Annotated in this window: 19 protein-coding genes; 9 read left to right on the forward strand and 10 right to left on the reverse strand. The window is 71.4% G+C overall.

Going from position 1 to position 20,723, the window contains the following annotated elements; genetic code table 11:
- The first annotated feature begins 57 nt into the window (after nt 1-57).
- Genes cobM through cobC form a run of 6 tightly spaced genes read left to right on the forward strand, consistent with a single transcriptional unit; the run spans nt 58 to nt 6,375 of the window.
- Nucleotides 58-876, forward strand: a complete 819-nt coding sequence (gene cobM, locus ACIOHP_RS15725) for a precorrin-4 C(11)-methyltransferase (protein WP_361553794.1) — start codon at nt 58-60, stop codon at nt 874-876.
- Nucleotides 873-2,105 (forward strand): precorrin-6y C5,15-methyltransferase (decarboxylating) subunit CbiE, encoded by a 1,233-nt coding sequence (cbiE, locus tag ACIOHP_RS15730; RefSeq protein WP_401887730.1) that lies wholly within the window; start codon nt 873-875, stop codon nt 2,103-2,105. Before cobM ends, cbiE begins: the two co-directional genes overlap by 4 nt.
- A complete protein-coding gene (gene cobJ / locus ACIOHP_RS15735) occupies nt 2,102-3,802 on the forward strand; it encodes a precorrin-3B C(17)-methyltransferase (RefSeq protein ID WP_401887733.1) in 1,701 nt (566 codons plus the stop codon). The genes cbiE and cobJ overlap by 4 nt, the downstream gene beginning before the upstream one ends.
- Nucleotides 3,799-4,386 (forward strand): precorrin-8X methylmutase, encoded by a 588-nt coding sequence (locus ACIOHP_RS15740; protein ID WP_401887735.1) that lies wholly within the window; start codon nt 3,799-3,801, stop codon nt 4,384-4,386. The genes cobJ and ACIOHP_RS15740 overlap by 4 nt, the downstream gene beginning before the upstream one ends.
- Nucleotides 4,383-5,309 carry a sirohydrochlorin chelatase gene (locus ACIOHP_RS15745; protein WP_361553806.1) on the forward strand — a complete coding sequence of 309 codons (927 nt, stop codon included), beginning with the start codon at nt 4,383-4,385 and terminating at the stop codon, nt 5,307-5,309. Before ACIOHP_RS15740 ends, ACIOHP_RS15745 begins: the two co-directional genes overlap by 4 nt.
- Nucleotides 5,299-6,375, forward strand: coding sequence for an Rv2231c family pyridoxal phosphate-dependent protein CobC (gene cobC, locus ACIOHP_RS15750; RefSeq protein WP_361553809.1), 1,077 nt, complete (start codon nt 5,299-5,301; stop codon nt 6,373-6,375). Before ACIOHP_RS15745 ends, cobC begins: the two co-directional genes overlap by 11 nt.
- Here the strand turns inward: cobC and ACIOHP_RS15755 are convergent.
- The 10 genes from ACIOHP_RS15755 to ACIOHP_RS15800 form a co-directional block, all read right to left on the reverse strand.
- Nucleotides 6,323-8,209, reverse strand: coding sequence for a DUF2264 domain-containing protein (locus tag ACIOHP_RS15755; protein WP_401887738.1), 1,887 nt, complete (start codon nt 8,207-8,209; stop codon nt 6,323-6,325). The two genes, cobC and ACIOHP_RS15755, sit on opposite strands and share 53 nt — an antisense overlap.
- A 117-nt stretch (nt 8,210-8,326) precedes the next feature.
- Nucleotides 8,327-9,370, reverse strand: coding sequence for a LacI family DNA-binding transcriptional regulator (locus tag ACIOHP_RS15760; protein ID WP_401887741.1), 1,044 nt, complete (start codon nt 9,368-9,370; stop codon nt 8,327-8,329).
- A gap of 43 nt (nt 9,371-9,413) precedes the next feature.
- A complete protein-coding gene (locus ACIOHP_RS15765) occupies nt 9,414-11,051 on the reverse strand; it encodes a sugar ABC transporter substrate-binding protein (RefSeq protein WP_401887744.1) in 1,638 nt (545 codons plus the stop codon).
- Nucleotides 11,052-11,088: 37 nt separating this feature from the next.
- Nucleotides 11,089-11,976 carry a carbohydrate ABC transporter permease gene (locus ACIOHP_RS15770; RefSeq protein ID WP_401887746.1) on the reverse strand — a complete coding sequence of 296 codons (888 nt, stop codon included), beginning with the start codon at nt 11,974-11,976 and terminating at the stop codon, nt 11,089-11,091.
- The gene (locus ACIOHP_RS15775) at nt 11,973-12,827 is read right to left on the reverse strand and encodes an ABC transporter permease subunit (protein WP_361553821.1); all 855 of its coding nucleotides are present in this window, start codon (nt 12,825-12,827) and stop codon (nt 11,973-11,975) included. Before ACIOHP_RS15775 ends, ACIOHP_RS15770 begins: the two co-directional genes overlap by 4 nt.
- 233 nt (nt 12,828-13,060) lie before the next feature.
- A complete protein-coding gene (locus ACIOHP_RS15780; RefSeq protein ID WP_401887749.1) occupies nt 13,061-13,957 on the reverse strand; it encodes an SCO1860 family LAETG-anchored protein in 897 nt (298 codons plus the stop codon).
- A 234-nt stretch (nt 13,958-14,191) separates the two neighbouring features.
- A complete protein-coding gene (locus ACIOHP_RS15785; RefSeq protein WP_401887751.1) occupies nt 14,192-15,289 on the reverse strand; it encodes an amidohydrolase family protein in 1,098 nt (365 codons plus the stop codon).
- Nucleotides 15,290-15,303: 14 nt separating this feature from the next.
- The gene (locus ACIOHP_RS15790; RefSeq protein ID WP_401887754.1) at nt 15,304-16,095 is read right to left on the reverse strand and encodes an amino acid ABC transporter ATP-binding protein; all 792 of its coding nucleotides are present in this window, start codon (nt 16,093-16,095) and stop codon (nt 15,304-15,306) included.
- Nucleotides 16,092-16,925 carry an amino acid ABC transporter permease gene (locus ACIOHP_RS15795; protein ID WP_351687573.1) on the reverse strand — a complete coding sequence of 278 codons (834 nt, stop codon included), beginning with the start codon at nt 16,923-16,925 and terminating at the stop codon, nt 16,092-16,094. The genes ACIOHP_RS15790 and ACIOHP_RS15795 overlap by 4 nt, the downstream gene beginning before the upstream one ends.
- Complete coding sequence (locus tag ACIOHP_RS15800; RefSeq protein ID WP_361487802.1) at nt 16,922-17,779, reverse strand: transporter substrate-binding domain-containing protein; 858 nt, start codon at nt 17,777-17,779, stop codon at nt 16,922-16,924. Before ACIOHP_RS15800 ends, ACIOHP_RS15795 begins: the two co-directional genes overlap by 4 nt.
- Before the next feature lie 189 nt (nt 17,780-17,968).
- Between ACIOHP_RS15800 and ACIOHP_RS15805 the strand changes: the two genes are divergently transcribed.
- The 3 genes from ACIOHP_RS15805 (at nt 17,969) to ectA (ending at nt 20,697) form a co-directional block, all read left to right on the forward strand.
- On the forward strand, nt 17,969-19,069 hold the full coding sequence (locus ACIOHP_RS15805) for an aminotransferase class V-fold PLP-dependent enzyme (protein WP_361553976.1): 1,101 nt from the start codon (nt 17,969-17,971) through the stop codon (nt 19,067-19,069).
- A 276-nt stretch (nt 19,070-19,345) separates the two neighbouring features.
- The gene (locus tag ACIOHP_RS15810; RefSeq protein WP_401887757.1) at nt 19,346-19,873 is read left to right on the forward strand and encodes a DinB family protein; all 528 of its coding nucleotides are present in this window, start codon (nt 19,346-19,348) and stop codon (nt 19,871-19,873) included.
- Between the two features lie 305 nt (nt 19,874-20,178).
- Nucleotides 20,179-20,697 (forward strand): diaminobutyrate acetyltransferase, encoded by a 519-nt coding sequence (ectA, locus tag ACIOHP_RS15815; protein ID WP_361487806.1) that lies wholly within the window; start codon nt 20,179-20,181, stop codon nt 20,695-20,697.
- Nucleotides 20,698-20,723 lie beyond the last annotated feature (26 nt).

The raw sequence follows: 20,723 nt of genomic DNA on the forward strand, positions 1-20,723 counted from the left end.
GCACATCCAGCTGCCCTGCGAATCTCCGTGAATCTTCGTTCGAGAGGACCCGAAACCATGGCCGACGCCCCTGCCGGCAAGGTGACCTTCGTCGGTGCCGGCCCCGGCGCCGCCGACCTGCTGACGTTCCGTGCCGCGCGCGCGATCGCCGAGGCCGACGTCGTGATCTGGGCGGCCAGCCTGGTCCAGGCGGAGGTTCTGGAGCACGCACGCGAGGGCGCGGAGATCCTCGACTCGGCGACCATGTCCCTGGAGGACGTCGTCGCCGTGTACGAGCGGGCCGTCGCCGAGGGCCTCCGCGTCGCCCGTATCCACTCCGGCGACCCCGCCCTGTGGGGCGGCACGCAGGAGCAGCTCGACCGGTGCGACCGGATCGGGATCGCCACCGAGGTGATCCCCGGCGTCTCCGCGTTCTCCGCCGTCGCCGCGCTCGCCCGGCGGGAGCTGACCATCCCGGAGGTCGCGCAGTCCGTCGTCCTGACCCGGCTCGGCGGCGGCAAGACGCCGATGCCGCCCGGCGAGGAGGTGCGCGAGTTCGCCAAGCACGGGACCACCATGGCGATCTTCCTGTCGGCGGCCCGCAGCGGGCAGCTCGTGCGGGAGCTGCTCGAGGGCGGCTATCCGACCGCCACCCCCGTCGTCGTCGCCTACCAGGCCACCTGGCCCGAGGAGCTCATCGTGCGGTGCACGATCGAGACGCTGGAGGAGACCGTCAAGGAGCACAAGCTCTGGAAGCACACCCTCTTCCTCGTCGGCCCGGCGCTCGACGCCGAGGGCACCCGCTCGCACCTCTACCACCCCGGCCACTTCCACGGGTACCGCAAGGCCGACCCGGAGGCCCGCCGGGCGTTGCGGGAGCGGGGTGCGAGTACATGATCACGGTCTTCGGCACGGGCACGGGGACGCCGGTTCCCGCCGAGGTGCTGGCCGGGGCCCGGCTGGTCGTGGGCGGCCGGCGTCATCTGGCGTCCGCGGCCGTCCCCGGGGACGTCGAGCAGGTCGTCCTCGGGCCGCTCGCGCCCGCGCTGGACGTCATCGAGCGGCATCTGGACAAGCAGGACCGGGTGGTCGTGCTGGCCTCCGGCGACCCCGGGTTCTTCGGGATCGTACGGGTGCTGGCCGAGCGGTTCGGGGCCGAGCGGCTCGATGTCCGTGCCGGGGTCTCCTCCGTCGCCGCCGCCTTCGCGCGGGCCGGGCTGCCGTGGGACGACGCCGTGGTGGTCAGCGCACATGGCAGAGACCTGCGTACGGCCGTCAACGTGTGCCGGGCGCGGCCCAAGGTCGCCGTGCTGACCGGACCGGGGGCCGGACCCGCGGAGATCGGGGCCGCGCTCCGGGCCGACGACCGGGTCCTCGTCGTGGCGTCCGCGCTCGGGTCGCGGGAGGAGCGCGTGGAGCGCGTCACGCCCGCCGAGGCCGCCGCCCGGGACTGGGGGACGGCGGTGAGCGTGGTGCTGTGCCTGGACGAGGCGCGGGCGCTCGGTGCCGTGCGGACGGTCGCCGGGACCACGCCCGGGCCCGCGCAATGGGCCCTGGACGAGAGCGAGTTCACCCACCGCGACTCGATGATCACCAAGTTCGAGGTGCGGGCGCTGGCACTGGCGCGGCTCGGTCCCCGGCTCGGTGATCTGGTCTGGGACATCGGCGCGGGCTCCGGGTCCGTGGCCGTGGAGTGCGCGCGGTTCGGGGCCGCCGTCGTCGCGGTCGAGAAGACCCGGGACGGCGTCGAGCGGATCCGCGCCAACGCGGCGGCGCACGGTGTCGACGTACGGGCCGTGCACGGGGCCGCGCCGACCGTGCTGTCCGATCTCGACGACCCGGACGCCGTGTTCGTCGGCGGCGGGGGCCGTGAGCTGCCCGCCATCGTCACGGCGTGCGCGCGGCGGGCCCGGCGGACGGTCGTGGTCGCGATGGCGGCGCTCGACCGGGTGCCGGGAGTACGCGAGGCGCTCACCGGTGCCGGGTTCACCTGTAACGGGGTGCTGTTGCAGTCCTCGCGGCTCGCGCCGCTGCCGGGTGAGGTGACCCGGCTCGCGGCCACCAATCCTGTTTTTCTGTTGTGGGGGGTCCGAATCCCCGACCCTGAAGAAGGAGTTGCTCTGTGATCGGCCTCATTTCCGCCACCTCGGCGGGGGCGGCTGCGCGGGACCGGCTGGCCGCGGCGTGGCCGGAGCGGACGCGTGTGTACGAGGGTCCCGTCGGGGATGCCGTACGGGCCGCGTTCGCGGAGTGCGAGCAGCTCGTGTGTTTCCTCGCCACGGGGGCCGTGGTGCGGCTGGTCGCGCCGCTGCTCGGCGACAAGTCGTCGGACCCGGGTGTGGTGTGCGTCGACGAGGGCGGGCGGTTCGCCGTGTCGCTGGTCGGCGGGCACGGCGGTGGCGCCAATGACCTCGCCCGTGAGGTCGGGGAGTTGCTGGGCGCGGAGCCCGTGGTGACGACGGCCACGGACGCCGTCGGACTGCCGGGCCTGGACACGCTCGGATTCCCGGTCGAGGGCGATGTCGCCGCCGTGTCGCGGGCACTGCTCGACGGTGAACCGGTCGCTCTCAAGGCGGAGTTGACGTGGCCGCTGCCCGCGCTGAAGGTCACGGAGGAGGGCGACTACTCCGTCCGTCTCACCGACCGTCTCGTGGAGGCGACCGAGCGCGAGGTCGTGCTGCGGCCGCCGTCCCTCGTCGTCGGGGTCGGTGCCTCGAAGGGGGCGCCGGTGGACGAGGTGCTGGGCCTGATCGAGGGTGCGCTGCGGGACGCCGGGCTGTCGGCCGCGTCGGTCGCCGAACTGGCCACCGTGGACGCCAAGTCCGAGGAGCCCGGCATCGTCCGGGCGGCTCAGCGGCTCGGCGTGCCCCTGGTGACGTACTCCGCCGAGGAATTGGCGTCCGTCGAGGTCCCGAACCCCTCGGACGCGCCCCTCGCCGCGGTGGGCACGCCGTCGGTGGCGGAGGCCGCCGCGCTCGTCCGGGGCGGGGAACTCCTCGTCCCCAAGCGGAAGTCGGAGCGTGCGGACGGACTGCCGGCCATGGCGACCTGTGCCGTCGTACGGCGTCCCGCGCGCGGCCGGCTCGCGGTCGTCGGGCTCGGCCCCGGTGCCCGGGACCTGCTCACGCCCCGCGCGAAGGCGGAGTTGCGGCGGGCTTCGGTGCTCGTCGGGCTGGACCAGTACGTCGACCAGATCCGCGATCTGCTGCGGCCCGGCACCCGGATCCTGGAGTCGGGGCTGGGGGCCGAGGAGGAGCGGGCGCGGACCGCTGTGGCGGAGGCCCGCGCGGGGCAGGCCGTCGCGCTGATCGGCAGCGGGGACGCGGGCGTGTACGCCATGGCCTCCCCCGCGCTCGCCGAGGCGTCCGACGACATCGACGTGATCGGCGTGCCGGGGGTGACCGCCGCCCTCGCCGCGGCGGCCGTTCTCGGTGCGCCCCTGGGCCACGACCACGTGTCCATCAGCCTCTCCGACCTGCACACTCCGTGGGAGGTCATCGAGCGGCGGGTGCGCGCGGCGGCCGAGGCGGACATCGTGGTCACCTTCTACAACCCCCGCTCGCGCGGCCGGGACTGGCAGCTGCCGAAGGCGCTCGCGATCCTCGCCGAGCACCGGGAGCCGACGACGCCGGTCGGTGTCGTACGGAACGCGTCGCGGCCGGACGAGTCCGGTCGTCTCACGTCACTGGGCTCCCTCGATCCGGCGACGGTCGACATGATGACGGTGGTGACCGTGGGCAACACGGCGACCCGTGACATCGCGGGACGCATGGTGACGCCGCGCGGCTACCGCTGGCAGACGGCAGAGGAGGGTGCCCGGTGATCCGTGAGATCCATCCGATCGAGGTGGAGTCCTACCGGCGGCTGCGCGCCCGCCTGGACACCTCGCACTTCCCGCCGCTGACCCGGTCAGTGGTCGAGAGGGTCATCCACTCCGCCGCCGACCTGGAGTACGCGAGCGATCTCGTCATGGACGAGGGCGAGCTGGAGAAGGCACACGCGGCCTTGCACGGCGGTGCGCCCGTCGTCGTGGACGTGGAGATGGTCGCGGCCGGCATCACCCGGCGCGAGACCGTCTGCCGGCTGAGGGACGCCGTGGCCGGTGCGGGGCTGACCCGTTCCGCGCACGCCGTCCGGCTCGCCTACGAGCAGGTCGGACCCGGCGCCCTGTGGGTCATCGGCAACGCGCCCACCGCGCTGGAGGAGCTGCTGACCCTGGACGCCGCCCCGGCACTCGTCATCGGTCTGCCCGTCGGCTTCGTCGGCGCGGTCGAGTCCAAGGCCGCGCTGCGCGAGAGCGGGCTGCCCGCCGTGAGCAACGTGTCCGAGAAGGGCGGCTCCGCGGTCGCCTCGGCCGCGCTCAACGCCCTGCTGTACCACCCCGTTTCCCCTGAGGAGAAATCGTGACCACCCCGCCGCCCGCCCTGCTCATCGCCGGCCATGGCACCCGGGACGAGGCCGGAGCCGAGGCGTTCCGCGACTTCGTACGGGAGCTGGGGCGCCGTAACCCCGATCTGCCCGTCGCGGGCGGCTTCATCGAGCTGTCCCCACCGCCGCTGGGCGAGGCCGTCGCCGAGCTGGTGGAGCGGGGTGTGCGGCGGTTCGCCGCCGTTCCGCTGATGCTGGTGTCCGCCGGGCACGCCAAGGGTGACATCCCGGCGGCGCTGGCCCGCGAGAAGGAACGGCACGCCGGGATCTCGTACACCTACGGCCGTCCGCTGGGCCCGCACCCGGCGCTGCTGTCGGTGCTGGAGCGGCGGCTGGACGAGGCCCTCGGCTCCGCCGAGCGCTCCCCCGGCGACCGTTCGGACGTGACCGTGCTGCTCGTCGGGCGCGGCTCGACCGACCCGGACGCCAACGCCGAGGTGTACAAGGCGGCCCGGCTGCTGTGGGAGGGGCGCGGGTACGCGGGTGTGGAGACGGCGTTCGTGTCGCTGGCCGCGCCGGACGTGCCGGGCGGGCTCGACCGCTGTGTGAAGCTGGGCGCGCGGCGGATCGTCGTGCTCCCCTACTTCCTGTTCACCGGCATCCTCCCGGAGCGGGTCCGGCAGCAGACCGAGGGCTGGGCGGCCGCCCACCCGGACGTCGAGGTGCGCTCGGCGGACGTCATCGGTCCGGAGCCGGAGCTGCTCGACCTGGTGATGGAGCGGTACCGGGAGGCCGTCGCGGGCGATCTGCGGATGAACTGCGACTCGTGCGTGTACCGCATCGCGCTGCCGGGCTTCGAGGACAAGGTGGGTCTGCCGCAGCAGCCGCACTTCCACCCCGACGACGACGGGCACCATCACCACCACGGACACCACCATGGCGCCCACTCACATGCGCACTGACGCGGAGGGGGCGGCGGCGCACGACCTCCGCCACCACGGCGACGCGGAGGTCCGCGACGACGGGGCCCGGCTCACCGACCTCGCCGTGAACGTCCGCGCGAACACGCCCCCGGCGTGGCTGCGGGGGCGGATCGCTGAGTCGCTGACCGGCCTGGCCGCCTACCCGGACGGCCGGGACGCGCGGGCGGCGGTGGCCGCACGGCACGGCCTCCCGGCGGAACGCGTCCTGCTGACGGCGGGCGCGGCGGAGGCCTTCGTGCTCCTCGCCCGTGCCCTGGATGTCCGTCGGCCGCTCGTCGTGCACCCGCAGTTCACGGAGCCGGAGGCGGCGCTGCGGGACGCGGGCCACACGGTCGAGCGGCTGCTGCTGAGCCAGGAGGACGGCTTCCGCCTGGACCCGGCGGCCGTCCCGGCGGACGCGGACCTGGTGGTGATCGGCAACCCGACCAACCCCACGTCCGTCCTGCACCCGGCCGACGCCCTCGCCCGACTGGCCCGTCCAGGGCGGACGTTGGTGGTGGACGAGGCGTTCATGGACGCGGTGCCGGGCGAGCGCGAGGCGCTGGCGGGCCGCACGGACATCCCCGGTCTGGTCGTCCTGCGGAGCCTGACGAAGACCTGGGGTCTGGCGGGTCTGCGCATCGGCTACGTCCTGGCCGCCCCGGAGACCATCGCGGAACTGGAGCGCGCCCAGCCCCTGTGGCCGGTGTCCACCCCGGCGCTCGCGGCGGCCCAGGCGTGCGTCGAGCCGCAGGCCCTGGCCGAGGCGGCCCACGCCGCCCACCGCATCGCCGCCGACCGCGCCCATCTCGTCGCGGGACTGCGGGAGTTCGCCCCGGACGGCCTGACGGTGGCCGAACCGGCGGAGGGCCCCTTCGTCCTCGTACGGCTGCCTCGTGCGGCCGCCGTACGCCGGCATCTGCGCGACCTCGGTTTCGCGGTGCGGCGCGGGGACACGTTCCCGGGTCTGGACGAGGAGTGGCTGCGGCTGGCGGTGCGGGACCGTCAGACGGTCAACTCGTTCCTCCAGGCGCTGGATCAGGCGATGGTCCTGGCGAAGTACTGATCCGCTCCCGGGTTCCGTCCGGGAAGCGGATGTCGACGGAACCCTCGTCGTCGACGGTGACGCCCGCGCCGGTGGTGCGCGCCTCGCCCTTGGTCAGGACGACGAGAGTGACCAGGAGCGGGCCCGTGCCTTCGAGGACGGGGGTCGCGGAGTGGTGTCCGTAGGCGTTGGCGTCGAGGGCGCGGACGACCGTGCCCTCGACGTCGCTCCAGCCGTACAGGGCCACGAGGGCGCTGGTGAGGCCGTCGGTGCGGCGGGCGAGGGCGTGGCCGGGGCCGGTCTGCGCGTGGGGTGCCGCGGTGTCGTCGGCGACGGCCCAACCCCCTTCGCGCACGCGTGAGTTGCCGGGGACCCGGTGGACCCGTACTTCCCACGGTCCGTGCACGACGCTCACCGTCTCGATCCCCGTGGCCTGGCTGGAGGCGGCGCGTCGGCCCTCGACGCCCAGGGGGTGGATGCGTCCCCGTTCGGACGGTGTCCCGTCCGGGCCGAGGAGGGCGATGTGGTTGTCGGGCCCGGTCGGTGTGTCCGGGGCGGTGGCGCTGGAGTAGGCGAGCTTGGCGTAGTGCGGGCTGTCCTCGTCCGTGGCCGGCGGGGGCGGGAGGCGGTCGCTGCCGTGGTTGACGAGCCGGACGATCCCGTCGGCCGCCGTGGAGTGCAGCAGCCAGCCCGGGGCGGGCAGGGCGAGGGTGGAATCGGCGGTGTCGACGGGGCCGGGTTCCTCGGTGGCCGTCCACACGGGGTGGGTCTCGGGAAGGAGGAGGCCGAGGAAGGCCTTGCCTGCCCAGTACGGGGAGGCGGGGCCCGAGTAGCGCTGGGTGACGGGGAGGAAGGGCCGGTACCAGCCGAGGCTGAGCAGACCGTGTTCGTCGGGTGCGCCGCGCTCGGCGAAGTGCTTCAGGGTGCCGGAGGCCAGGCGCCGGGTGCGGCCGGGCGGCAGCGGGGTGGCGTCGGCGAGGGCGCCGGCCCAGAGGGGGGCGGCCGCGGCGAAGCGGTAGGTGAGGGAGCGGCCCTGGTGGACGGGGGCGCCGTCCGAACCGAAGAAGTACTGGTGGGTGGCGAGGAATTCGCGCAGTCGGGCGCGGTGCCGGGCGACGGTGCCGGCTTCCGCACGGGGGCCGGCGATCCGCGCCCACAGCACCGGGTACAGGTGCAGCGCCCAGGCGTTGTAGTAGTCGAACTTCTTACCGTCACCGTCCGTGTACCAGCCCCCGCCCCGGTACCAGTCGTCCAGCCTGGCGAGCCCGGCGTCGATCTCGCCACGGCTGTGCGGGGCGCCGACGGAGGCGAGGAACTCCTCCGTGATGACCTGGAAGAGCCGCCAGTTGGAGTCGTTGGCGACAGCACCGACGAAGTGGCCGAGCCACTCGGTGACTTGACCTCTTACGGTGTCATCCAGCTGATCCCAGAGCCAGGGCCGCGACTCGTGCAGGGCGATCGCGATCGAGGCGGCCTCGACCATCGGCTGCCCCCGGTCGGTGATGGGCGGCCAGCGCTCGTCACCGTACGGATCGGTACCGGCGGCCAGCCCGGCCGCGTACCGCTCGACGAGGGCGGGGGCGACCCGGCCCTCGGCGCCCGCGATACGGAACGCGGCGAGCAGGAAGGACCGGGCGAACCCTTCGAGCCCGTCGGACCAGGGGCCGGAGTGGCTGGGTGGCCCGGGGAGCCGGTACTGGGCGTAGTTCGGGGAGGCGTAGGGAAGCACGCCGCCGAGGAGCCGGTCGGCGAGGGCTTCCCAGTGGACGCGGGTCCAGCCGGTGAGGGGGGAGCGCAGTGTGTCTGGGGGAAGAAGGTACGTCGATTCGGAAAGCGGCACGTGAGGCGCGGCCATACGGCTTGGGGTCTCCATTTGTCAGGGGGATGTGGAGCGCCCCGTCAGGGGCGCGGGGCTATGTCGATGTGCGGCTACCGCCGCGTGGGCGCGACCAGCCACAACGAACCGGCAGCCTCACGACGGCGGGCCGCTCACGCTGCGACGAACGACGATGTGCGTGCCGAGCAGGTGGTGACTGCCGGCCGCCTGAGCGGGATCGCGCAACGCAATCCGAACGGCGGCCCGCCCCAGCTCCTCCGCAGGCGTACGCACAGTCGTGAGCGGGGGATTGAAGTCCTCGGCAAGCGGGATGTCGTTGTACCCGACGACGGAGATGTCATCCGGCACCCTCAGTCCCGCGTCCGCTATCGCGCGGAGCACCCCCGCCGCGACCATGTCGTCACCGGCGACGACCGCCGTGAACTCCCGCGTCTGCTTCAGCAGTTCGGTCATCGCCCGCAACCCGGCCGCCCGCCCGAGCCCGCAGTCGACGACACGCGCGGCCTCCCCGGGCAGCCCGTGCTCGGCGAGCGCCGCACGGTATCCGGCGACACGGGCGTCCAGCGCGGTGTTCCCGGGCAGCCCGCCGAGGAAGACGATCCGGCGGTGCCCCGCGGACAACAGGTGCCCCGTGATCGCCCGCGCCCCCGCCTCGTTGTCGAACTCCACGACCAGCGCCGGGATCTCCGGATCCGGCGCCGGACGCCCGCACAGCACGAGCCGCGCCCCCGACGAGTCCAGCGCCTGCGCGTAGTGAGCCACCCGCGACCGGTACGCGTCGTCCTCGACCACGCCGCCCACCAGGATCACCAGCCGCGCCCCCTCCTCCCGCATGAGCTGCACGAACTCCATCTCCCGCTGCGGATCCCCGCCGGTGGCGCCCACGACGCACAGCCAGCCCCGGTCGGCGGCCTCGGCCTCGACGCCCTCGGCGACCTGGGCGTAGAAGGGGCTGGTGACCTGTCGGACGACGACCGCGGCCATCTTCCGGCCACCCCCGACCAGCGCCCGGGCGTGCGCGTTGGCGACATAGTCGAGGTCACGCGCGGCACGCAGCACCCGGGCCCGGGTCGCGGGCGGCACCGGATGGTTCCCGGTGAGCGCGCGCGACGCCGTCGCCGTCGAGACACCCGCCCGCTCGGCGACCTCGCGGATCGTGACCCGTCCCTTGCCTGTCATACCGCTCCCCATCCCCCGCGCCTCGCGCTCCACCTGCGGAGCGTCACGTATTGGCCGCATAGTCCTTCGCGAACTCCTCGGCCATTCTGTCGCCGCCCCGCGATCGCCACTTCTTCACGGCCGCGTCCCACTCCGACAGCGGGACCCGTCCAGCGACGATGCCGGTGACCGTGTCGTCGAGCATCGCCTTGAGGGTGGTCCCCTGAGCGTTCTTCGTACGGGACTGGAGCCCGTACGAGGCGTTGCGGACGGCGTGCGGCACCGTCTGCCGCTGCCAGGTGTGCAGGGCCCGTACGGCGTCCGGCATCCCCGGTACGAACAGCACCTGCGGGCCCTCGGCGAGGTACTTCAGCGGCAGGTTGGTGTTGTTCTCGACCTCGCCGAGCTTGGTGGGCTGCGGGGAGCCGTCCTTGCCGCGGGTGAAGTGGGTGCCCTCGACGCCATAGTGGACGAGCTCCCACTCCTTGCTGCCGAAGGGGGCGGCGAGGTAGTCGAGGATGCGCAGGAGCAGCTCGACGCGTTCCTTCTTCGCCTTCTTCAGGACGGTGTAGCCGAAGGAGCGGCGGGCGGCGACGATGCCGCCGGGGGTGCCGTCGACGCTGTACGGGAGGGCGGCGGCCGGTGTCAGCTTGCCCTGTGTCTCGCGGTACTTGGGGAGGTAGGCGCCGAAGCCGTCCTGCATGGAGCCGACGGTGCCGTTGTAGAAGAGGGTCGTCAGGTCGATCTGGGAGATGGAGGTCGCGTCCGGGTGGTACGCGCCGCCCTTGCGCAGTCCGGCCTGGAAGGCGATCGCGGCCTTGAAGCGTTCGTCGGCCCAACCCGGCTGGAAGGCACCGGACTTGGTGACGGCCCACTCCTGGGGTGCGTGGTGCGCGGCGGAGTGCACGGCGTTGCCGAACAGGGACCCCTGGGCGGCGCCGAGTGCGTAGGTACGGCCGCTCGTGGCCTTCTTGGCGACGGCCGCGAAGTCCTGGGAGGTCCAGCCCTCCGTCATGCCGGCGTCGGTGAACATCCCCTGGTTGAGCCAGAGGGTGGAGCCGGGCAGCGGGCGTTCCAGGGGGATGCCGTAGACGCGGCCGCCGATGCGGCCCATGTCCCGCCAGGCGTGGGTGGGGATGTTGGCGAGGTTGGGGTAGTCGGCGACGGCCGCGCCCGAGAGGAACGGGGTGAGGTCCTCGGCCCTGCGCTGCACGAACTCGGCCTCGCGGGGCAGGACGAACCCGGAGAACATGTTGATGATGTCCGGCAGGCTGTCGGGGTCGCCCGCCATCACCGTCGCCATCTTCTTCTGGTAGTCGGCCTGGGAGATGATCGTGTACTCGATCTTCACGCCGAGGGCCTTCTCGACCGCCGCCCAGAACTGGTTGGCGGAGGCCGGCTTGGGCGGGGTGCCGAAGGACACCGACATGACCTTGACCGTGGAGCCGTCGCCGGGGGTGCGGGCGACGGACTGCACCAACTCGGCGGGGTAGGCGGTGTATCCGGCCTGGACACCGGCGTCGGTGGGGGCCAGGTCGGGCTTGGGGCCGGTGGCGGGCCGGTAGGACGGCCAGGGGGCGAGCTTCTTGCCGGCGTTGGAGACGTCGCTGTCGCCGGAGCCGGTGGAACAGGCCGTCAGTACGCCCGGGACGGCGACGGCGGCCATGGAGCCGAGCAGGGTGCGACGGGACATGCGGGGCATGGGTGAATCACCTCGTGTCAGCTTGTGGGAGCTTGCGTCAGCTCTTGATGGCGCCGGTGAGCACGCCCTTGGTGAAGTACTTCTGCAGGAAGGGATAGACCAGCAGGATCGGCACGGTGGCGATCACCAGGACCGCCATCTGCACGGTCTGCGGAGCGGTGACCGTGCCCTCGCCGGTGGTCGCGTCGGTGAGTCCGGAGCCGGCCACCACATAGGTCCGCAGCACCTGCTGGAGCGGCCAGTGATCGCTCTCCAGATAGAGCGAGGCGTAGAACCAGGAGTTCCAGTAGGCCACCGCGTAGAACAGTCCCACGACCGCCAACGCGGCCTTGGACAGCGGTAGTACGACGGAGAAGAGCACCCGCCAGTCCCCCGCACCGTCGAGCCGTGCGGCCTCGTACAGCTCCTCGGGGATGCCCTGGAAGAAGCCGCGCAGGACGACGAGGTTGAAGACGTTCACGAGGACCGGCAGGACGAGCGAGGCGTAACTGTCCAGCAGGCCCAGCTCCTTGACCAGCAGGAAGCTCGGGATCATGCCGGGCGGGAAGAGGAACGTGAACAGGACGAGCAGCAGCACGGGCCTGCCGCCGAAGACGCCGGGGCGGGAGAGGGCGTAGGCGAGGGTGACCGTGCAGGCGAGGCTGAGCAGGGTGCCGACGATCGTGACGCCGGCGCTGACGCCGAGGGCGTGGGTGACGATGCCGCCGTCGAGGATGTCGCGGTAGGCGTCGAGCGAGGGCTCGGTCGGCCAGAGCACCCAGCCGCCGTTGGCCACGACCTCGTCGGTGGAGGCGAGTGAGGTCGAGACGATGACGAGGAACGGGACGCAGACCAGGAGGACGACGGCCACGAGGGCCAGGCCCTTGGCTGCCTGGGTCACCGGCTTCGGCTTCTCCATCCAGCCGGGCCGTACAGGGCTGCTCACTTGTAGACCCCCTGTTCGCCGAGGCGGTGGGCGACCTTGTTGGCGGCGTAGACGAGGAGGGCGCCGATGACGCCCTTGAACAGGCCCGCGGCGGCGGCGAATCCGTAGTCGCCGCCGACGATGCCCTGGTAGTAGACGAAGGTGTCGATGATCTCGGCGGCCTCCGGGCCGACCGCGTCGCGCTGGAGCAGCATCTGCTCGAAGCCGACGGAGAGGATCTCGCCGAGCCGCATGATCAGCAGCAGCACGATCACCGGGCGGATGGCGGGCAGCGTGACGTGCCAGAAGCGCCGCCAGGGTCCGGCGCCGTCGATCGCGGCGGCCTCGTACTGCTGCTCGTCGACCTGGGCGAGGGCGGCGAGGAAGATGATCGTGCCCCAGCCGGCGTCCTTCCAGATGACCTGGGCGACGACGAGCGGCTTGAAGGCGTCGGGGTTGCCGATGATGTCGACGGTGTGCAGGCCCATGCCGTCCAGGCCGGAGTTGAGCAGCCCGGTGTCGCCGAGGAGCTGCTGGAAGAGGGCGACGACGATCACCCATGAGATGAAGTGCGGGAGATACGCCACGGACTGCACGAACCGGCGGACGCTGCTCCAGGTGAGGCTGTGCAGGAGCAGGGCGAGGGCGAGCGGCACCGGGAAGAAGAAGACCAGCTGGAGGACGGAGATCCAGAGGGTGTTGAGGACCGAGTCCCAGAAGGCCGCGTCCTCGAACATCCGCTGGAAGTTGCCGAGTCCGACCCAGGGGCTGCCCCAGATGCCGTCGAAGGGGACGTACTCCTTGAAGGCGATGACGTTGCCGACGAGGGCGCCGTAGTGGAAGAGCAGGAAGTAGGCGAGGCCGGGCAGCATGAGCAGGACCAGGGATCGTGAGGCCCTGCTCTGAAAACCTTTTCTCCGTCGGGGCGCACCGCCGGATCGACGGCGCGCCTCCTTCACCTCCTCGGTACCTGCACGTTCCCGTAGTACAGCGGCCACGGGTCCCCCTCACGTCTCGAAGTCGGAGCGAGAGGAAGTTAAAACGTTTTCATTGGTCGGTCAACAGCTCTGACAGAGAAAGGCTGTTGACCTTCGGGACCCGTGAATCAGTTCCTGGCGCGGCGGGCGAGGGCGACCGCTCCCCCGCCGGCGACGAGCAGGGCGAGGGCGCCGCCCACGATGTACGGGGTCGTCGAGCTGCCGCCGGTCTCGGCCAACCCCGCCTCGGCGGGGGCGCCTTGGGGCTTCACGTCTTTCGCGGGAGTGGTCGCGGCGGCGGGTGCGGCCGGGGCCTCGCAGGTGGCTTTCGCCAGCGTCAGGGTTCCCTCGACCTCGGCCACGTTGAGCTTCAACGGGTTGATGGAGACGGTGAGTTCGAGGGCGGTGGCGGCTGCCGTGTCCGTCGTGGTCTCGGTCCTGGAGAGGTCGAGACGGACCTCGCCGACGCCGGGCACCTTGACCTCGGTCGGGCCGCCGGCGGTGAGCGTGACCTTCTTGCCGAGGACGGTGACCGAGCCCAGCAGGTTGGAGGTGGCGGTCGGGGTCTCGCCGGCCTCGCACGTCGCCTTGGAGGTGACCGTGCCGAGCTCGATGAGCGAGAGCAGGGGCAGGCCGGGGACATGGAGCTTGGCGTGGGCGAGGGTGGTGGAGGCCTCGGCCCTGGTGTCGGTCACGTCCGCCTTCGCCGACGCCACCTGCGCGTCGAGCACGCTGAAGGCCTTTCCGCCGTCGACGCCGTTCAACCGGGCGCTCAGCGCGGTCTTCTCGGCGCTCTGCGGCGCCTGCACTTCGTTGAGGGAGACCGCGAGCGGGACGTTCACGGTCTTGTTGAGCAGGGACACGTCGAGCCCGGTGCGCAGGACGACGGCGCTCGCACGCCCTTCGTCACCGGTCGCGTGCGCGGAGCCGGCGCCGGCCAGGACCGCGGGACCTGCGGCCAGGGCCGCGGCCGTCGCGACGGTCGCCAGACGGCGTGCGGGCATGCGGAAGTTCTTGCCGTTCAAGGTGGGGACCCCTCAGAGGAGACTTGCTCGGGACCCGGCAAGAATTACGCACTCAGAGTGAACAGTCAGCAGTCCGACGGGACTTCACCCCAACGTGGTGTTTCCGTGAACCTTTTCGAATCGCACGGCACGGGTGTTCCTCGAAGTCACCCCTGGGCCCTCATGTGTGCGAGCGCTCCCGTTGACGCGCCGGTTCGAGAGCCGGGGTGCACAACGACACGGGGCGATTTTCGGTCACGCTCCGTCAACGACGCGTCCGTTCAGTACGACCCGTCGCGGCGCCGCCAGTACGCGTACATCGGCCCGTGGGTCCTCGTCGTACACCACGAGGTCGGCCGTGGCGCCCTCCTCCAGGCCGGGGCGTCCCAGCCACTCGCGGGCCGCCCAGGTCGTCGCCGCGAGGGCCTCGGTCGGGGGGATGCCCGCCTTGGTCAGTTCCGCGACCTCGGCCGCGACCAGGCCGTGCGGCAGGGTGCCGCCGGCGTCGGTGCCGACGTAGACCGGGATACCGGCGTCGTAGGCGCCCCGGACCGTGTCGTAGCGGCGTTCGTGGAGGCGGCGGATATGGGCCGACCAGCGGGGGAACCTGGCCTCGCCGCCCTCGGCCAGCTTCGGGAACGTGGCGATGTTGACCAGGGTCGGGACGATCGCCACGCCGCGGTCGGCGAAGAGGGGGATCAGGTCGTCGGTGAGGCCTGTGGCGTGTTCGACGCAGTCGATGCCGGACTCCACGAGGTCGCGGAGGGACGAGGTCGCGAAGCAGTGGGCCGTGACCCTTGCGCCCAGGCGGTGGGCCTCGGCGATCGCCGCTTGCGCCGCGGCGCGCGGCCAGCTGGGGGCCAGGTCGCCGACTTCGCGGTCGATCCAGTCACCGACGAGCTTGACCCAGCCGTCGCCCCGGCGGGCCTCCTGGGCAACATACGCGACCAGGTCGTCCGGTTCGATCTCATGGGCGTAGCCGCGGATATAGCGGCGGGTACGGGCGATGTGGCGGCCGGCCCGGATGATCTTCGGGAGGTCCTCGCGGGTGTCGGTCCAGCGGGTGTCCGAGGGGGAACCGGCGTCGCGGATCAGCAGGGTACCGGCCTCCCGGTCGGTGAGGGCCTGCCGCTCGGCGACGTCCTGGGGAACGGGACCGTGGGGGCCGAGGCCCACGTGGCAGTGTGCGTCGACCAGACCGGGCAGGGTCCAGCCCGGGACGGTACGGACGTCCTGGGCGCCGACGGGACGGTCGTAGGAGATCCGGCCGTCGACGACCCACAGTTCGTCGCGGACGTCGTCGGGTCCGACCAGGACCCTGCCCTTCACGTGCAGCACCGGGTGATCGCTCATGCCCAGGAGCTTAATCAGCCACCGTCGCCGACCTGGTCGGACGTCTCCTCCTCGACATCAGCCATCGCCGGGTCCAGTAGCCGCGACAGGAAATGGCGCGTCCGCTCGTGGCGGGGACTGCCGATGACCTGGGCCGGCGTGCCGTCCTCCACGATCATTCCGCCGTCCATGAAGACCACCCGGTCGGCGACCTCCTTCGCGAACGACATCTCGTGGGTGACGACCATCATCGTCATGCCCTCCCGCGCCAGCATCCGCATCACCGCGAGCACATCCCCCACCAGCTCCGGGTCCAGTGCCGACGTCGGCTCGTCGAAGAGCATCACCTCGGGGCCCATCGACAGCGAGCGGGCGATCGCGACCCGCTGCTGCTGGCCGCCGGAGAGGGAGGCCGGGTAGGCGTTCGCCTTCTCGGACAGACCCACCCGCTCCAGGTTCTCGGCGGCCACCTTCGCCGCCTGCGCCTTGTCCCGCTTGAGCACCCTGCGCTGGGGCAGCGTGAGGTTCTCGGTCACGGTGAGGTGCGGGAAGAGGTTGAACTGCTGGAAGACCATGCCGATACGGCGGCGTACGGCGTCGATGTCGACATCGGGGTCGGTGAGTTCGGTGCCGCCGACGAAGACCCGGCCCTTGGTGGGTTCCTCCAGGAGGTTCACGCACCGCAGCAGCGTGGACTTGCCGGAGCCGGAGGGGCCGATGACACAGACGACGTCGCCCTGGCCGATCTCCAGGTCGATGCCCTTGAGGACCTCGTTGTCGCCGAACGACTTGTGCAGTCCGCGGACTTCGATTTCCGGTCGGCTCATTTCACGGCCTCCTGGGCCTTCGCCTCCATACGGCGCACGACGAAGCCGAGCGGGATCGTCACCAGCAGGTAGCACAGGCCGGCGACGAGGATCGGCGTGGAGTTGGCGGTCGTACTGGCCAGGTCACGGCCGTACTTGGACAGTTCGCGCTCCTCCAGGGTGACGCCGAGGAAGAGGACCAGCGAGGAGTCCTTGAAGAGCAGGACGAGTTCGTTGGTCAGCGGCGGGAGGATGATCCGGAACGCCTGCGGGATGATGATCGAGACCATGGCCCGCGCGGGCGAGAAGCCCAGCGAACGGGCCGCCTCCATCTGCCCCTTGGGCACCGCCTGGATGCCCGCGCGGATCGTCTCGGCCATGTACGCGGCCGCCACCAGGCCGAGCGCGAGGGCGACCTTGCCGTAGGTGCCGCCGGGGATCTCGGTCCCCGGGAAGGCCAGCGGTACGGCCACGCCGATGAAGATGAAGATCAGCAGCGCGGGCAGGCCGCGGAAGATCTCGATGTACACGCCGGCGAACCAGCGGTACGGGCCCACCGACGACAGCCGCATCAGCGCGATGACCATGCCGAGGACGAGTCCGAACACGAAGCCGGACAGCGTGTAGAGCACGGTGTTCTTCAGCGCGAGCGTGATGACGTCGGGGAACATCTGCTCGGCGATGTCCCACTGCGCGAACTGGTTCTTGAGCCGGTCCCAGTCGGCCGACGCCGCGAAGGCGACGACGGCCGCGACGAACACGACGTACTGGGCGCCGCGCGACAGACGGCGCTTCTGACTGCGGGTCAGGCCCTTCTTGCGAGGCTGGAGTTGTGCGTCGGAGCTCGTCATGAGGCGGACGGGGACGCGGAGGCCGCGGACTCGTCGTAGGGGCCGATCCACTTCTCGTACAGCGTCTTGTACGTGCCGTCGGACTTGGCCTCGGCGAGGGCCTTGTTGATGGCGGCGAGCAGCTTGGTGTTGCCCTTCTTCACCGTGAAGCCGTACTGCTCACCGGTGTTGATCTGCTCGGCGACCTGGAAGGCGTCGGCGTTGGCCTTGGTCTTCAGCCAGCCCTGGACGACCGGGTAGTCGATGACGACGGCCTTGACCTGGCCGGAGCGCAGACCGTTGAGGACGGCGTCGGAGGACTCGAAGGAGACCGGGTCGAAGCCCTGGCTCTTGGCGTAGTCCTCGCCGGTGGTCTGTGCCTGGGCGCCGATCGCGACCTTCTTGGACTTGGCGTCGGCGAGGGACGTGATGCCGCTGCCCTTGTCGACGAGGAGGGCCTGGGTGGCCTCGAAGTACGGGTCCGAGAAGTCGACGTTCTTCTTGCGCTCGTCGGTGATGGTCATGCCTGCGGCCGCGAGGTCGCACTCGCCGGAGTTGAGGAACGCGCCGGTCTTGAAGTTCTCGAACGGCGTGTCGAGGATCTCCTGCTTCACGCCGAGGTCCTTGGCGGCGAGGTCGATCAGCGACACGTCGAAGCCCTGCACCTTGCCGTCGATCTCCGACTGGAAGGGCGGGTACGGAAGGTGGGTGCAGGTGGTGAGCTGCCCCGCCTTGACGAGCTCGACACCGCCGGCGGCGGTCTTGGTGCCGCTGCCGCCGTCGTCGTCCGAGGAGCAGCCGGCCACGAGCACGAGCCCGGCCGTCGCGGTGGTGGCGGCCAGGACGCGGGCCCGACGCCCGAGGATCGTCTTCACGGGGAAGCCTCCTGTGAGGGAACTGTCTGTTCCGGATATCGGGTTCCGATTATAAGGAGAAGTTTGAGACCCTCAAATCAAACCGATGGTTATAGGGCCGTCTGACCTAAGAAGTCGGTGGCGGGCTGGGGTGCTCGGGGTGCCGGTTACCCTCGATTCGTTGATCCCGTGAGTGAAGAGAGCACCACTGTGACGCACCCCTTCCTGGACCTGGCCCCGCTCAGCGCGGCGCACTTCGCGTCGATCGAGGACCGCGTGGCGCGGCTGCTGAGCACCTCGCAGGATGTCGTGATCATGCAGGGGGAGGCGCTGCTGCCGCTGGAGGGGGCGATCCGGGCGACCGCGGGTCCCGGCACCGTGGCGCTGAACGTGATCACCGGGCCGTACGGGCAGACCTTCGGGGACTGGCTGCGGGACTGCGGGGCCACCGTGATCGATCTGGCGGTGCCGTTCCACACGGCGGTGACCGCGGAGCAGATCCGGGAGGCCTTCGCCGAGCATCCGTCGATCGACTTCGTCTCGCTGGTGCACGCGGAGGCGGCGACGGGCAACACCAACCCGGTCGCGGAGATCGGGGAGGTGGTGCGGTCGCACGGTGCGCTGTTCTACCTGGACGCCGTCGCCTCGATCGGGGCCGAGCCGGTGCTGCCGGACGCGTGGGGTGTCGACCTGTGCGTGATCGGGGCGCAGAAGGCGATGGGCGGGCCCGCGGGTGTCTCGGCGGTGTCGGTGAGCTCGCGGGCGTGGGCCCGGATGGCGGCGAACCCGCAGGCGCCTCGGCGGTCGTATCTGTCCCTGCTGGACTGGAAGGAGCGGTGGGTCGACGGCGGGCGCAAGGCGTTGCTGCACGCGCCGGCCCAGCTGGAGATGCTGGCGCTGGAGGCCTGCGTCGAGCGGATCGAGTCGGTCGGGCTCCACGCGGTGATGGCCCGCCACGCGTCCGCGGCCGCGGCGGTCCGGGCGGGGGCCGTGGCCCTGGGGGGCGGGCTCGAGCCGTATGTGTACGAGGCGCGGGACGCGGCGCCGGTCGCCACGACGCTGCGGGCGCCGGCGGGAGTGGTGGCGTCGGAGCTGGTGGCTCGGGCGCTGGCGTCGGATCCGGCGCTGCCGGTGGCCGCGGGTGGGGGCGTGTTGGCCAAGGAGATGATCCGGGTCAATCACTACGGGGCGGATGCGACGCCGGGGGCCGTGCGGGCGAGCCTTGCGGCGCTGGGGGCCGCGTTGAGTGAGCAGGGGCTGGATGTGGATGTGGAGGGGGCGCTGCGGGCTGTGGAGGACAGCTGGCGGTAGGTGTTCGGGCGCGGGCCGGGTTTTTCTCGCCCCCGCCGCCCCTGCCCGTCCCATCCCCGGGGGCGCCGCCCCTTCGACCCCGCCCCTTCGACCCCGCCCCTTCGACCCCGATCCCTGGGGGCTCCGCCCCCAGACCCCCGTCGGCCCCCAAGGGCCTCGTCCTCGAACGCCGGACGGGCTGAAAGACACGTCCCCGCGCGCCGGGCGGGCCGGAAGGTGCGGACGGGGCTGAAAGGTACGTTCCGGTGTGCCGTGACCCCGTGCCATGCTCCCCGCATGACCACCGACACGCCCCACGCCCTCCCCGACGGCCGCCCCATCCCCCTTGTCACCGGCGCTGAACTCCCGATGCTGGAGAGCTGGTTGGATTTCCATCGGGCCACGTTGGAGCTGAAGTGTGCGGGGCTGGACGACGAGCAGGTGCGGCGGGCCTCCGCCGAGCCGTCCGGGCTGACGTTGCTCGGGCTGGTGCAGCATCTTGCCGAGGTCGAGCGGAACTGGTTCCAGCGGGTGGTCGCGGGGCTCGATGTGCCGCCCGTGTTCGGTGAGGCGACCGGGTACCGCCTCGATCCCGCCCGCACGCTCGAGGACGCGCTCGGTGTCTGGCGGCGGGAGATCGCGCGGGGCCGCGAGATCGTCGCCGGGCGGTCGCTGGACGACACCGGTCGGGTCATGGAGGGGCCCGTTCCCGGGATGGAGGTGAGTCTGCGGTGGGTGTTTGTCCACATGATCGAGGAGTACGCCCGGCACAACGGACATGCCGACATCTTGCGGGAACGAATCGACGGGGTAACCGGAACCTAATTCAAGGGTAATTCTGGAATTCATTCCAGAATAGCCTCCCGTATTCTTCTGCCCGCTTTCTCTCGTCCTAAACGCAAAGATTCTGCGAACGCCAACCGGATGAATTCGGGCAGATCTCATGGGGGTTACATGGCTGTGACGCGTTACACACCACGGGCGATTTGCGCCATTTGATCGTGTCAAACCCGGCCATACCTCGCACCTTTCACGCGTCTGCACGCGCCCGCGTGATAACACATGCACCGCCGACCCGTAACCCCTCCCGGCGATGCAATTTTTAATTTCCCTGGGTAAATTCAATTCGCATGACTGCCGCACCAGCAGACACGACCGCAGAACTGCAAATCGACCGACCGACCGTCGCGGACGGCGCCGCGTTGTGGCGGATTGCGAGGGACTCCAAGGTCCTCGACCTGAACTCGTCGTACAGCTATCTGCTGTGGTGTCGCGACTTCGCCGCGACGTCGGCCGTCGCGCGGGACGGGAGCGGCGAGCCGGTCGGCTTCGTCACCGGGTACCTGCGGCCGGACCGTCCGCGCACCCTGCTCGTCTGGCAGGTGGCCGTGGACGAGGCGCACCGCGGGCGCGGGCTCGCCGCGGCGCTGCTCGACGCCCTCGCCGTGCGGGCCTCGGCCGAGCAGCGGATCACCGCCGTCGAGACCACCATCACGCCCGGCAACACCGCTTCCGAGCGGCTGTTCGGCGCCTTCGCCGAGCGTCATGACGCCGACCTGGAGCGTGAGGTGCTCTTCGACGCGGGCCTGTTCCCCGACGGGCCGCACGAAGCCGAAGTCCTGTACCGCATCGGCCCCCTCTCCCTCTGACGACCCGAGACGACCCGAACGCACTC

The organism is Streptomyces sp. NPDC087859, assembly GCF_044742595.1.
Classification (GTDB): Bacteria; Actinomycetota; Actinomycetes; order Streptomycetales; family Streptomycetaceae; genus Streptomyces; species Streptomyces canus_F.

Bases quoted from the DNA above. Each gene is read 5' to 3' on its own strand.
- cobM (WP_361553794.1), top strand. From the start codon at position 58: ATGGCCGACGCCCCTGCCGGCAAGGTGACCTTCGTCGGTGCCGGCCCC.
- cbiE (WP_401887730.1), top strand. From the start codon at position 873: ATGATCACGGTCTTCGGCACGGGCACGGGGACGCCGGTTCCCGCCGAG.
- cobC (WP_361553809.1), top strand. From the start codon at position 5,299: ATGCGCACTGACGCGGAGGGGGCGGCGGCGCACGACCTCCGCCACCAC.
- ACIOHP_RS15755 (WP_401887738.1), bottom strand. From the start codon at position 8,209: ATGGCCGCGCCTCACGTGCCGCTTTCCGAATCGACGTACCTTCTTCCC.
- ACIOHP_RS15760 (WP_401887741.1), bottom strand. From the start codon at position 9,370: ATGACAGGCAAGGGACGGGTCACGATCCGCGAGGTCGCCGAGCGGGCG.
- ACIOHP_RS15765 (WP_401887744.1), bottom strand. From the start codon at position 11,051: ATGCCCCGCATGTCCCGTCGCACCCTGCTCGGCTCCATGGCCGCCGTC.
- ACIOHP_RS15775 (WP_361553821.1), bottom strand. From the start codon at position 12,827: ATGCTGCCCGGCCTCGCCTACTTCCTGCTCTTCCACTACGGCGCCCTC.
- ACIOHP_RS15785 (WP_401887751.1), bottom strand. From the start codon at position 15,289: ATGAGCGATCACCCGGTGCTGCACGTGAAGGGCAGGGTCCTGGTCGGA.
- ACIOHP_RS15790 (WP_401887754.1), bottom strand. From the start codon at position 16,095: ATGAGCCGACCGGAAATCGAAGTCCGCGGACTGCACAAGTCGTTCGGC.
- ACIOHP_RS15795 (WP_351687573.1), bottom strand. From the start codon at position 16,925: ATGACGAGCTCCGACGCACAACTCCAGCCTCGCAAGAAGGGCCTGACC.
- ACIOHP_RS15810 (WP_401887757.1), top strand. From the start codon at position 19,346: ATGACCACCGACACGCCCCACGCCCTCCCCGACGGCCGCCCCATCCCC.
- ectA (WP_361487806.1), top strand. From the start codon at position 20,179: ATGACTGCCGCACCAGCAGACACGACCGCAGAACTGCAAATCGACCGA.